This is a genomic window from Rubrobacter marinus (assembly GCF_011492965.1).
Classification (GTDB): Bacteria; Actinomycetota; Rubrobacteria; order Rubrobacterales; family Rubrobacteraceae; genus Rubrobacter_F; species Rubrobacter_F marinus.
Genome location: NZ_CP045121.1, coordinates 2,045,148 through 2,057,548, shown reverse-complemented (window position 1 = coordinate 2,057,548; position 12,401 = coordinate 2,045,148). Strand labels below are relative to the sequence as shown.

The window sequence follows — 12,401 nt, the reverse complement described above, 5'->3', positions numbered from 1 at the left end:
ACGCTAGCCGCGGGCGAGGTTGCGCTCGCGCATCTCGCGCATGGCCTGCTTGCGCGACTCGCGGTCGGTGCGGTCCAGGATGAGGACGCCGTCGAGGTGGTCGATCTCGTGCTGGAAGATGCGCGCGAGGAGGCCCTCGGCCTCCACCCGCAGGGGCTCGCCGGACGGGTTCTGTCCCGTGATCGTCACCGCCGTCGGCCTCTCGACGTCCACCCTCGTGCCGGGCAGCGAGAGGCAGCCCTCCTCCAGCTTATCGGTCTCCTCCGAGCGCTCCTCGATCTTCGGGTTCACGACGGCGAACTCCACCGTCTCCCCGTTCTCCTCCTCGTACGCGGCGACGAGGATGCGCTTGAGGCGGCCGATCTGGTTCGCCGCCAGGCCGACCCCGTCGTTCTCGCGCATGATCTTCAGCATCTCTTCGGCGAGCTTCTGCAAGGAATCGTCGAACTCCTTGACCGGCGTCGCCCTCGACTTCAGCACGGGGTCGCCGAACGTCCTGATCTCGTGTGCCATGTTCATACCTCCTCGGGTCCATCTCGATCCGCGCCCGGAGCTTGCCGCCGGTCCCGGCCGCCGCCTTCGCTACGACCGCCGCGGCCGACGCGACCTCGGCGCGGGCGCGCCCCCGGAGGAGCAGCCGCCACACGGTACGCCCCCCGTCGTGCCCGGACGCCGCAAGCGGCATGGGGTCCGTCGCCGTAACCCCCGGCCCGAGGGCCGGCCGCAGCTTGGATTCTACCGCACGCCGCACCTCGCCCTCGGGCCCGCTTAGCGAGATCTCCGCCATGTGGCCGTGCGGCGGATAGCCCAGAGTCCGGCGCCTCGGAAGCTCCCTCTCCGCGAAGGACTCGTAGTCGCCCCGGAGCGCCGCCAGAAGCGCGGGATGCTCCGGCGTACGCGTCTGCGCGAGGACCCTGGTCCGGCTCGCCTCCGCCGCCCGGTACAGAACCCTGAAGCCCTTCTCGGCAGAGAACGAACCCGACAAGAACGCGTCCGCCTCCGGAACGATCACGGTCTCCCACGCCCCGCATAGGACGAGCCGCGGCGTACCCACCACGACCCTCGCCCCCCGCCGTCCCGATCCTCGACCGACGCCAGCCCAACCACCACCCCGAGCTCGTCCGCGAGGGCGTCCCTCACCCCCTCCGCGGCGAGGCCGACGGCCATGAGACGCGCGGTCCCGCAGGCCGGGCAAGAGCCCGGGGTCCCCTCCCGCAGCCCGCACCCCCGCAGACCAGGGCGCCGCTCGGCGAGCCGTTCTTCGAGGCGGCGCTCGCGGCCCCCCGCCATGCGGGGCGAGCGGACGCTCGCAAGAGGGACAGAGCAGGACGTGCCCGCACCGGCCGCAGGAGACGCTGGTGGCGAGGCCGCGCCTGCCGACCACGACGCCTACCCGCCCCCCGACCCGACGGTCTCGCGGCAGGCGGCGACGAGGGACGAGCTCAGCGCGGCGCCCGTTCCGCGCGTGTCGACGACGCCGATCGAGGGCCAGCGAGCCGGCGGTCGGGGCGGCAGACGGCGCGTCCCGCTCTCCGGCGCGTAGAGCCTGAGCGAGGGGGTCGGGGAGAGGAAGATCGCGGCGGCGTTCTCGATCCGGGCGCGCGCCATGGCGAGCTCGCGGGCGTGGACGTGGAGCCCCTTGTGGTCCGCCGAGGCCCGGTGGTCCTCGTTCGGCTCGTCGACCACGCAGATCGCTCCGAGGGAGGCCAGCGGCACGAGCGCCGCCGTCCGCGTGCCGACGAGGACGTCGACCTCGCCGCTGCGCGCCGCCTCGTACGCCGTGGCGCGCTCGCGCCCGAGGGAGCCGTGGTAGGGGGAGACCGTCAGCCCGGCCGGGAGCAGGCGCACGAGATCCCGCGCGAGCTTCTCGACGCACCCGACGTCCGGCGCGAGCACCAGGGTCTGCCCTCCGCGCCGGGCCGCGAGGCGCGAGATCGCGGCGGCCGCCATGGCCCCCTCGCCCGTGGGCGCGCGCCACACCCACGCCCCTCCCCCGTCGAGCGCCCGCCTCGCGCCCCCGAGGTACCCGTCGAGGTCGATCCCCGAGCCGCGCGTGTAGGAGATCGGGGCTGCGTCCGGCCTCTCCTCTACCCGAACCGCGCCGCGCCGGACGAGCTGGTTCAAGGTGGCGCGCCCGGCGCCGGTCATCCGGAGAAGCTCCCGGACGGGCAGGCCGCCGGGTTGCTCCTCCAGAACCCGGAGAAGCTCCCGCTGACGGGTCGCCCGGGTCGGGGGCTCGGTGCCCGCTTCCCCCGAAGGCACGGCCCACTCCACGGTCCGCCGCCGCGGGTGGATCGGGGAGAGGGAGATCCTGCCCTCCACCTCCGCCGCTCTGGAGGCTGGTGCCCCGAGGGTACGGCGCAGCTCCGTCCGCGTGACCGAATCCCCCGCCCTCCAGGGCCAGTCCCGGGCAGGACGCAGCACCTCGTAGGCGAGCTTGACCCCGGGCGGGAGTGCCGCCTGGAGGACGGCCGGGAGCGGCTGGGCCGAGGCCATCGCGGCCCAGCCGCAGAGCCTCACCACGGCCGGGCGCAGGGAGAGCGACGGGACGACCGTTCGGACCTCCTCGAGCGTCCGGTTCTCCCCCTGGCGTTCGAGACCGACCACGATGCCGAGGCGGGCGTAGCCCGAGAGGGGGGCCGTCACGGCCGTGCCGACCCGGACCTCGCCGGCGAGGTCTTCGGGGACGAGGTAGTCGAGGGGCGGGAGGGCGTGGGACGGGATCAGGAGGCTAACCCTGGCTACCCGTCCCGCTTCCCGTCGCGCCGGGCCCCGCCGACGGCGGGAGGAGGTCGTCGTGGGCCCGGTCAATTACAGGCCGGCGGCGCGGCGCAGGTCGGCGGCGCGCGAGGTGTCCTCCCAGGTGAAGCCGGGCTCGCTGCGGCCGAAGTGGCCGTAGGCGGCGGTCTGGGCGTAGATCGGGCGACGGAGCTCGAGGTCGCGGATCAGGGCGCCGGGCCTGAGGTCGAAGTGCTCCTCGACGAGCGCGTGGAGGGTCGTGCGGTCCACGGTCTCGGTGCCGAAGGTCTCGACGAGCAGGCTCACCGGGTGGGCGACCCCGATCGCGTAGGCGACCTGGATCATGCACCGCTCCGCGAGCCCGGCGGCGACCACGTTCTTGGCGACCCAGCGGGCGGCGTAGGCGCCCGAGCGGTCGACCTTCGTCGGGTCCTTGCCGGAGAAAGCCCCGCCGCCGTGCGGGATCGCGCCGCCGTAGGTGTCGACGATGATCTTGCGCCCCGTGAGCCCGGCGTCGCCCTGGGGGCCGCCGGTCACGAAGCGGCCCGTCGGGTTGACCAGTATGTCCGTCCGGCCCCGCTCGTAGAACTCCGCCGGGATGGTCGGCTCGATGACGGCCTCCAGGAGGTCGTTCTTGATCCGCGCCTCCATCCCGTCCTGGTGCTGGGCGGAGATCAGGACCTTGTCGACCGCGACCGGGCGCGAGCCCTCGTAGCGGACGGTCACCTGGCTCTTGCCGTCCGGCCTGAGGTACGGGAGGGCGCCGGACTTCCTGACCTCGGAGAGCCGACGGGTAAGGGCGTGGGCGAGGGTGATGGGCAGCGGCATGAGCTCCTCGGTCTCGCGGCAGGCGTATCCGAACATCATCCCCTGGTCCCCGGCCCCGACCTCGTCGAGCTCGGACTCCGTCATCTCGGACTCGCGGACCTCCATCGCGCGGTCGACCCCCTGGGCGATGTCCGCCGACTGCGGGTCGATGGAGACGATCACGCCGCACGTCTCGGCGTCGAAGCCGAACTTGGCGCGGGTGTAGCCGATCTCGGAGACCTTGCTCCTCACGATGGTCGGGATGTCCACGTAGGTCTCGGTCGTGATCTCACCGGCCACGACGACGAGGCCGGTCGTGACGAGCGTCTCGCAGGCGACCCGGCTCATGGGGTCCCGCGCGAGGGCGGCATCGAGGATGGCGTCGGAGATCTGGTCGGCTATCTTGTCCGGGTGCCCCTCGGTTACCGACTCGGAGGTGAAGAGGTGCGAGGTGGCCAAGCCGGACTCGCCCCCCTCTTCCGACGTCCTAGGTACCGTCCTCTCAGCCATCAACCAGCCCTTTCCTCGCCTATGTTGGCAGCGAGGGCGTCCAGTATCCGACCGGCCACCTCCCGCTTGGACGCCCGGGGTACGAACTGCTCGCCTTCGGGGCCGACGATGTATACCTCGTTGTCGTCGGAGCCGAACCCGGCCCCCGCGAGCGAAACGTCGTTCCCCACCACGAGGTCCACACCCTTTCGCCCCAGCTTCTCACGGGCGTCGGACACGGGGTTCCCATGCGTCGCGGCGAATCCTACCATAAAGAGCTCCGGGTTCCCCTCGCGAACGGCCCGCAGTATGTCGCCGGTCGCGACGAGTCTGAGCTCCAACTCCTTCCGCCCGCCGCGCCGTATCTTCCCCTCCTCTACCTCGGCCGGGGTGAAGTCCGAGACGGCCGCCGCCATGATCAGGGCATCGGCCTCGGGCGCGAGGCGCACGGTCGCCTCCTCGAGCTCCGCGTAGGTCTCGACCGGGACCCAGGTGACCCCGGCTCGGCCCCCTCGACGTTCGCCGCGACGACCGTCACCCCGGCGCCGCGGCGCCACGCCTCGCGGGCGACGGCGCGCCCCATCTTCCCCGACGAGCGGTTGCTGACGACCCGCACCCGGTCGATGGGCTCCCGCGTCCCCCGGCCGTGATCAAGACCCGCATGCCGGAGAGCGGCCCGTCCATCGCGTTCAGCAGGGCGCCGGCCACCCCACGGGCGAGGCCATCTCCCCGCCGGCGCCGCCGAAGACGCGGAAGCCGTCCGCCTCCAGCAGCGCCAGGTTCTCCCGCACGGCGGGGTGCGCGGCGGTGGCCTCGTCGAGCTCGGGCGCGACCACCGCGGGACGCCCGCAGCGACGTCGAAGGGGAGGCCGCGCCCCCACGCCCGGGCGAGGCGTGCCAGGGTTGCGGCGGTCGCGGGGGCGAAGACGGCGGCCTCGGGCGCGGCGGTCGGCACACCGACGACGCGAGCCACGGTCGCGAAGGCCGCCGGACCGGCGAAGAGCCGGGCGCGCGGCTCCAGAAAGACCTCGACCTCGTGCCCGGCCGAGGAGAGCTCGCGGGCAACCTCGGGGGCGCGGAGAGAGCCCGGTCCCGGGCCGACCACGAGGAGGATCACGGCGGGGAGGGCGCCCGGGTTCTGTTTAAGCGGCGCCCTCGCCGTCCGGGTCGTCGCCGCCGTCCTCCTGCGGCTCGCCGACCGTCGGGCCCGTACCGGGGATCCCGGCGTTCACGCCGAAGGCGTCGCCGCCGGCGGCCCCGACCTCCTGCTCGACCTCATGCTCCAGCTCCTCCTGGGACTTCTTGAAGCCGACCTCGAGCTTGCCGGAGCGGAGCTCCTCGAAGGCGATGCTCAGGGGGTGCTGGGAGCGGGTGTGGACCTGCGGACCGGGGATGCCGAGCGAATCGTTCAGCCCCAGGGTCGCGGTGTACTCGTTGATCTGGCGCGCGCGGCGCGCGCCCGCGAGCACGAGCCCGTAGCGCGAGTCGACCTTGCCGAGAAGGTTGTCTATCTTCAGCTCGTTCAGCATCTCACTTGCCTCCTATAATCTCTCTCATCGTCCTGATCATATCTTCCCGCGCCCGCTCACGGTCCCCGTTGACGACCTCGCGGTCGAACTCGTCCATGGCCGCAACCTCGCCGAGGGCCGTCGCCATGCGCAGCTCCATCGCCTCGGTGTCCTCGGTCGCCCGGCCCTCGAGGCGCTTCCGGGTCTCCTCAAGGGACGGCGCCCTGACAAAGACCATCACCGCGTCCGGCCGCTTCTCGCGCACCTTGCGCGCCCCCTGAAGCTCTATCTCCAGGATCACCGAGCGCCCCTCGTCGAGGAACTCCTCGACCTTCTCCTCCGGCGTCCCGTAGAGGTTGCCCGAGTACTCGGCCCACTCCAGGAACCTGCCCTCCTCGATCCAGCGCTCGAACTCCTCGCGCGATATGAAGAGGTAGTCGCGGCCGTCGACCTCGCCCTCGCGGGGCTTGCGGGTGGTCGCGGAGACCGAGTAGGCCAGCTCGGGGACCTCCGAGAGGGCCTGGCGGATAAGGGTGGATTTGCCTGCTCCGGAGGGCCCGGAGACGACGATCAGGCGTCCTCGTCGCAACCCAGAGCCTCGAGCAGGCGGTCGCGCTGGCCGTGCGTGAGGCCGACGAGGGTCTTCGACCGGCTCACACCCGCCTCGCGAAGAATCCTGGTGACCTTTACCCGCCCCATCCCGCGGACGGCGAGGAGCATCTCCTCGACCTTGGCGCCCTTGAGCTCCTCGGAAGGGTCCATGAGCAGGCCGTAGATGTTTCTTCCTCCGCTCTTGAGCTCTCGCTTCGCGTCGGCGCGGGCGAACCGGATCCGGTTGGCCTCCTCCAACGCGCTGCGGCGTTCCTGCGAAGTTCTCTCTGGTGCGCGCCTCAGCATCGACCCGAAATTATACCAGCGTAACCCTTCAAGTTCCGATGGCCAGGGGGAGCTCCCTGGCGAGCAACCCGCCGTCGCGCAGGTACTCCTCGAACTCGGCGAGCATCGCCCGGGCTCCCGCACGAAGCCGCCCGCCCCGACCTGCACCGCCGTCGCCCCCGCGAGCATGAACTCGGCGACGTCGGTGCCGCTCGTCACCCCCCGCAGCCGACGACGGGGATCCTCACGGCCCGCGAGACCTCGTAGACCGCCCGGAGCGCGACGGGTTTGATCGCCGGCCCGAGAGCCCCCGCGCAGGAAGACGCGCCTCTCCCCCGCGTCCACGACGAGCGCGGGAGGGTGTTTATGACCGTGACGGCGTCCGCGCCCGCGTCCTCCGCCGCCACCGCGTTGGATGTCACGCCGTCGTTCGCCAGCTTCACGAGCAGCGGCTTCGCCCCGCCCAGCGCCTCCCTCGAGGCCGCCACGACCTCCCCGACGGTCGAGGGGCCGGCGCAGAAGGTCCCGCCGCCGTGCTCGACGTTCGGGCAGGAGAGGTTGAGCTCGACGGCCGAGACGCGGCCGTCGGAGGCCAGCGCCCCGCACGTCGAGGCGAACTCGGCGACCGTGTCGCCCGCGACGGAGACGAAGAGCGGGAGGCCGACCGCGTGGAAGGCGTCGAGGTCTTTGAGGAAGGCGTCGAGGCCGGGGTTCTGGAGTCCGATGGAGTTGATCATGCCGGACGGCGCCTCCGCGAGGCGCGGCGGCGGGTTGCCCGCGCGCGGCCCCGGCGTGACGGTCTTCGGGAGCATCGCCCCGTAGACCTCCTCAGAGCCGTCGAGCGCCTCCTTGCCGAGGGTGCCGGCGGCGGGGATCAGGGGGGTCCGCAGGGGTATGCCGCAGAGCTCGACGGCGAGGGCTCCCGCCATCACCGTGTCCCCGGATCCGGCTACCACGCCAGCGCCTCCGCCTCGAAGACCGGGCCCTCCACGCAGGTCCTCTGGTACGTCTTCTCCCCCGCCTCCCACACGGGACGGCGCAACCGTAACAGGAGCCGTTGGCGCAGGCCATCCTCTCCCGGAGGGCGAGCTGGGCGGGGACCACCCCGTCGACGGCCGCGCGCTTCGTCGCGCCGAGGGTCTCCGCCGTCCCGCTCGCGTAGAGCGCGGCGTAGCGAGAGAGGTCTCCGACCCGGTCGAGGACCGCCCGCGAGGGGTCCCCGGCCCCCCCGTCTCGACGAGCGTCGCGCCCTCGTAGCGGGAGCGCAGGAAGCTGGCGTAGGCCTCCGGGCATCCCCGGAACCTCCAGGTAGACGTCGTGCTCGATCCCCGAGTCCTCCAGCCGCCGGGAGAGAAGCTTCAAGGGCGAGACCCAGACGCCCCGCCGATCAGGGCAACGGGTCCGCCGCTTCGAACGGCGAAACCGTGCCCGAGCGGCGCGCTGACGAGGAGTCCCGCGTCCTCTTCGGCGAGGAGGGCGGTGCCGCGTCCGCGGACCTCGAAGAGCAGGCTCGCGACCTCGCCGTCGTGGTCATGAGCGAAGAGGGGCCGGGGGAGGAAGGGGTCGAGGCCCGCGTGCCGCCCGGGGCGGGCCATGACGAACTGGCCGGGCTGCGGAGCGGCGCCCGTCCACCCGTAGCGAAGGAGGACGTGGCGGCCGTGCTCCTCCCTGCTAAGCACCTCGACGGGGTGGAGCTTCAACGGAGGGTCAGGCCCTCGCGGCGTAGAGGCTCTGGAGGGAGTTTACGCGCCCGAGGCCGCCCCTTATCTTCGACTCTATGCCCTGTACCGCCGCCGCCGCTCCGGCGAGCGTCGTTATGCAGGGGACACCGTGCATGAGGGCTTTGCGACGGATCTGGTAGCCGTCCGTCCTCGCACCCCGGCCCCACGGGGTGTTGACGATCAGGTCGACCCCGTCCCGCTCTATGAGCCCGAGCACGTCGTCCTCGCCGACCCCTATCTTCGGGACGACGGACACTCTGAGGCCGTTGTTGCTCAGAACCTCGGCCGTGCCTTCGCTACCCAAGAGCTCGAACCCGAGGTCGGCGAACGCCCGCGCTATGAGGACGACGGTGCGCTTGTCGCGGTTGGCGACCGAGATGTAGACCCGGCCGCTCGCGGGGAGGGTCTGGCCCGCCGCCGTCAGCGCCTTGGCGAAGGCGCCGCCGAAGGTCGGATCTATCCCCATCGCCTCGCCGGTCGAGCGCATCTCGGGGCCGAGCAGGGGGTCGACGCCCGCGAAGCGGTCGAACGGGAAGACCGGCGCCTTGACGCTGAAGCGGCCGTTCGTGTGCGACCCGAGGCTCATATCCCGCAGCTTCTCGCCGACGAGGACGCGCGTCGCCACCTTCGCGAGGGGCACCCCGGTCGCCTTGGAGACGAACGGCACCGTCCGGGAGGCGCGAGGGTTGCACTCGATCACCATGACGTCCTCGCCCCGGACGACGAACTGTATGTTCATCAGCCCGACCACCCCGACCGAGAGGGCGAGGCGGCGCGTGTAGTCCTCGATGCGCTCGAGGAGCGCCCTGTGCAGCGAGATCGGGGGGTCACGCAGCTCGAGTCGCCGGAGTGAACCCCGCCTCCTCGACGTGCTCCATGATCCCGCCGACGTAGACGTCCTCCCGTCGGAGACGGCGTCCACGTCGACCTCCATGTAGTCCTCCATGAACTTGTCGATGAGGATCGGGTGCTCCGGGTCCGTGCTCACGCTGGACCTCAAATACAGGTCGAGATCCGTGTCGTCGTAGACGATCTCCATCCTGCGCCCCCCGAGGACGTAAGATGGCCGCACGACCACGGGATAGCCGAGCTCGTGGGCGACGGTCCTCGCCTCCTCGGCCGAGGATGCCGTCCCGAACCGTGGATGCGGGATGCCGAGCTCTTCGAGGAGCGCCCCGAAGCGGGAGCGGTCCTCGGCGAGGTCGATGGCGTCGGGGGTGGTGCCGAGGATCTTGACGCCGTTCTTTTCGAGCTCGTCGGCGAGCTTCAGGGGGCTCTGGCCGCCGAATTGGAGCACCACGCCCTCCGGCCTTTCGCGCCGTACGACCTCCAGGACGTGCTCGGCGGTCAGCGGCTCGAAGTAGAGCCTCGTCGAGGTGTCGTAGTCCGTCGAGACGGTCTCGGGGTTTGAGTTGACCATCACCGCGTCGTAGCCGGCCTCGACCAGCGCGTAGCTCGCGTGCACGCAGGCGTAGTCGAACTCGATGCCCTGCCCGATGCGGTTCGGGCCGCTCCCGAGGACGACCACGGACGGGTTCTCGCCCCGGACGACCTCGTCCTCGACCTCGTAGGTCGAGTAGAAGTAGGGCGTGCGGGCGGGGAACTCCCCGGCGCAGGTGTCGACGGACTTGTAGGTCGGTCGGACGCCGAGAGCCCTGCGGACGCCCCGTATCACCTCGGTCGACGTGCCCGCCGCTGTGGCTATCGCCTCGTCCGGGAGGCCGGTCCGCTTGAGCTCCATGAGCTCTTCCGCCGAGAGCGTCTCCGAGACGGAGCCCTCGGCCGCGACGATCCTGGCTATGGAGGCGATAAAGAACGGGTCGATCTTCGTCTTGTCGCAGATCTCGGGTATATCCGACCCCGCCCGCAAGGCGTCGAAGACGGCGAAGATCCTGTACGGGTTCGGCTCGTCGAGGCTGGCCTTTATGTCCTGGGGCTCTACCTCCAGCGAAACCATAGCCTTCAGAAGGCTCTCCGTGAACGTCCGGCCGATGGCCATGACCTCGCCGACGCTGTGCATCTTCGTGGAGAGGCGCGGCGCCGCCGCCGGGAACTTCTCGAAGGCGAACCGCGGGATCTTGGTGACCACGTAGTCCAGCGCCGGCTCGAAGGAGGCCGGGGTCGCGCGGGTGATGTCGTTCGGGATCTCGTCCAGCGAGTAACCCACCGCGAGCTTCGCCGCTATCTTCGCGATCGGGAAACCCGTCGCCTTGCTCGCCAGCGCGCTGCTCCTCGATACCCGCGGGTTCATCTCGATCACGTAGAAGTCGTCCGCGTCGGGGTCGACCGCGAACTGTATGTTCGAACCCCCCGTCGAAACCCCAATCTCACGTATTATGCGTAAAGATGCGTCGCGCAGCGTCTGGTACTGGCGGTCGGAGAGGGTCTGGGCGGGGGCGACGGTGATGGAGTCGCCGGTGTGGACGCCCATGGGATCGATGTTCTCGATGGAGCAGACGACGACGACGTTGTCGACGACGTCTCGCATGACCTCGAGCTCGAACTCCTTCCAGCCCGCGACGCTGCGCTCCACGAGGACGCTGCGGACGGGGCTGGCGTCCAGGGCGTCGTCGACGGCGGTGCGCAGCTCCTCGGCGTCGTGGACGGTGGCGCCGCCCTTGCCGCCGAGGGTGAAGCTGGGGCGCAGGATCAGGGGGTACCCGATGCGCGCGGCCAGTTCCAGCGCCTCGTCGACGCGGCTCACGACCTCGCTCTCGGGGACCTTCAGGCCGATCCTGTCCATCGCTTCTCGGAAAAGCTGGCGGTCCTCGGCCATCTGGATCGAGGGGACCGAGGCGCCGAGGAGCTCGACCCCGAGGTCTTCGAGGACGCCCGCCTCGTGCAGCTCGATGGCGAGGTTCAGGGCCGTCTGGCCGCCGAGGGTCGGGAGCAGGGCGTCGGGGCGCTCGCGGCGCAGGATCTCCGCCACCGTCTCGACCGTGAGGGGCTCGACGTAGGTCACGTCCGCGAGCTCGGGGTCGGTCATGATCGTGGCGGGGTTGGAGTTGACGAGGATGACGCGGTAGCCCTCGTCGCGCAGGGCCCGGCAGGCCTGAGTTCCCGAGTAGTCGAACTCGGCGGCCTGGCCGATGACTATCGGGCCGGAGCCGATGATGAGGATGCTCGAAAGGTCGTTGCGGCGCGGCAAGAAAGGTCTCCTCTAGAGCGCCCGGGCGCCGGAGGCCACCTCGACGAAATCGTCGAAGAGGTAGCCCGAGTCGTGGGGCCCGGGGCTCGATTCGGGGTGGTACTGGACGCTCCAGGCGCGGAGCGAGGAGCTCTTCAGGCCCTCGACCGTGCCGTCGTAGAGGTTCTGGTGCGTGAGCTCGACGCCCTCGGGGAGCTTCTCCCCGACGACCGCGAAGCCGTGGTTCTGGCTCGTGATCTCGATCTTGCCCGTCTCCAGGTTCCTCACGGGGTGGTTCGCCCCGTGGTGGCCGAAGGGCATCTTGTAGGTGATGCACCCGAGGGCGAGCCCGAGAAGCTGGTGGCCGAGGCAGATGCCGAAGACCGGCGCCTCGCCCATGACGTCCTCGACCGTCGCGGCGGCCTTCTCCAGGGCGGCCGGGTCGCCGGGCCCGTTGGAGAGGAAGATGCCGTCGGGACGGTAACTCAGGATCTCCTCGGCCCCCGTCGAGCCGGGCACCGCGAGGACGGTAGCGCCGCGGCTCCTGAGCTCGCGGTAGATGGAGCCCTTCACCCCGTAATCCAGGGCGACGACGCGGCAGCGCTCCTCGCCCAACGCCGGCAGCAGGGTCGGCTCGGTGAGCTGCGCGCTCGACGACGCGAGGTCGAGACCCTCCATCGAAGGGTGAGACTTCGCCTTCTCGCTCAGGACTTCAACGTTCGTCTCCGTGGTGGAGATGATGCCGCGCATCGCGCCCTTGTCCCTCAGGTGACGGGTGAGGGCGCGGGTGTCGATGCCTTCGACGCCGAGGGTGCCGTGCGCCTCCAGCAGGTCGCCGAGGGAGAGCTCGCTCGCCCAGTTGCTCGGGTACTCGGTGTACTGGCGGACGAGGACGGCGGCGGCCTGAACCTTTCTGGATTCCGCGTCGTCGGGGATCACGCCGTAGTTCCCGATCAGGGGGTAGGTGAAGAGCACGATCTGGCCGCGGTACGACGGGTCGGTCAGGGTCTCCTGGTAGCCGACCATGCTGGTGGTGAAGACGACCTCTCCCGCTACGTCGCCGTCCCCGGCGAAGGTCCAGCCGGAGAAGTGGGTTCCGTCCTCCAGGACCACGAGGGCCCGGCTCCGCCCGCC

Annotated in this window: 12 protein-coding genes and 2 pseudogenes; all 14 read right to left on the bottom strand. The window is 71.0% G+C overall.

Going from position 1 to position 12,401, the window contains the following annotated elements; genetic code table 11:
* Positions 1-3 precede the first annotated feature (3 nt).
* Positions 4-513, bottom strand: coding sequence for a peptide deformylase (def, locus tag GBA65_RS10545; RefSeq protein WP_166396523.1), 510 nt, complete (start codon positions 511-513; stop codon positions 4-6).
* Positions 514-1,008: 495 nt separating this feature from the next.
* Entirely contained in the window at positions 1,009-1,290 is a 282-nt protein-coding gene (locus tag GBA65_RS10540; protein WP_166396522.1) for a hypothetical protein, read from the bottom strand.
* 99 nt (positions 1,291-1,389) lie between these two features.
* Positions 1,390-2,811, bottom strand: coding sequence for a primosomal protein N' family DNA-binding protein (locus GBA65_RS10535; protein ID WP_166396521.1), 1,422 nt, complete (start codon positions 2,809-2,811; stop codon positions 1,390-1,392).
* Positions 2,812-4,005, bottom strand: a complete 1,194-nt coding sequence (metK, locus tag GBA65_RS10530; RefSeq protein ID WP_228281841.1) for a methionine adenosyltransferase — start codon at positions 4,003-4,005, stop codon at positions 2,812-2,814.
* Between the two features lie 50 nt (positions 4,006-4,055).
* Positions 4,056-4,615 (bottom strand): annotated as a pseudogene (locus tag GBA65_RS10525) (phosphopantothenoylcysteine decarboxylase domain-containing protein); the annotation flags it as partial.
* Positions 4,616-4,724: 109 nt separating this feature from the next.
* Positions 4,725-4,871, bottom strand: coding sequence for a hypothetical protein (locus GBA65_RS10520; RefSeq protein ID WP_166396518.1), 147 nt, complete (start codon positions 4,869-4,871; stop codon positions 4,725-4,727).
* 89 nt (positions 4,872-4,960) lie between these two features.
* Positions 4,961-5,140 (bottom strand): annotated as a pseudogene (locus GBA65_RS26375) (hypothetical protein); the annotation flags it as partial.
* Between the two features lie 37 nt (positions 5,141-5,177).
* Entirely contained in the window at positions 5,178-5,564 is a 387-nt protein-coding gene (gene rpoZ / locus GBA65_RS10515; protein ID WP_166396517.1) for a DNA-directed RNA polymerase subunit omega, read from the bottom strand.
* Position 5,565: 1 nt separating this feature from the next.
* A complete protein-coding gene (gene gmk / locus GBA65_RS10510; RefSeq protein WP_166396516.1) occupies positions 5,566-6,132 on the bottom strand; it encodes a guanylate kinase in 567 nt (188 codons plus the stop codon).
* Positions 6,114-6,392 carry a hypothetical protein gene (locus GBA65_RS10505; protein ID WP_166396515.1) on the bottom strand — a complete coding sequence of 93 codons (279 nt, stop codon included), beginning with the start codon at positions 6,390-6,392 and terminating at the stop codon, positions 6,114-6,116. Before GBA65_RS10505 ends, gmk begins: the two co-directional genes overlap by 19 nt.
* Before the next feature lie 242 nt (positions 6,393-6,634).
* Entirely contained in the window at positions 6,635-7,375 is a 741-nt protein-coding gene (locus GBA65_RS10500; RefSeq protein WP_166396514.1) for a beta/alpha barrel domain-containing protein, read from the bottom strand.
* A gap of 402 nt (positions 7,376-7,777) precedes the next feature.
* Positions 7,778-8,119 carry a ferredoxin reductase domain-containing protein gene (locus GBA65_RS10495; protein WP_166396513.1) on the bottom strand — a complete coding sequence of 114 codons (342 nt, stop codon included), beginning with the start codon at positions 8,117-8,119 and terminating at the stop codon, positions 7,778-7,780.
* Between the two features lie 7 nt (positions 8,120-8,126).
* Complete coding sequence (gene carB / locus GBA65_RS10490; protein ID WP_228281840.1) at positions 8,127-11,288, bottom strand: carbamoyl-phosphate synthase large subunit; 3,162 nt, start codon at positions 11,286-11,288, stop codon at positions 8,127-8,129.
* Between the two features lie 12 nt (positions 11,289-11,300).
* Complete coding sequence (carA, locus tag GBA65_RS10485; RefSeq protein WP_166396512.1) at positions 11,301-12,380, bottom strand: glutamine-hydrolyzing carbamoyl-phosphate synthase small subunit; 1,080 nt, start codon at positions 12,378-12,380, stop codon at positions 11,301-11,303.
* Positions 12,381-12,401: the final 21 nt, after the last annotated feature.

Coding starts and splice junctions, on each gene's coding strand:
- def (WP_166396523.1), bottom strand. CDS start 513: ATGGCACACGAGATCAGGACGTTCGGCGACCCCGTGCTGAAGTCGAGG.
- GBA65_RS10540 (WP_166396522.1), bottom strand. CDS start 1,290: ATGGCGGGGGGCCGCGAGCGCCGCCTCGAAGAACGGCTCGCCGAGCGG.
- rpoZ (WP_166396517.1), bottom strand. CDS start 5,564: ATGCTGAACGAGCTGAAGATAGACAACCTTCTCGGCAAGGTCGACTCG.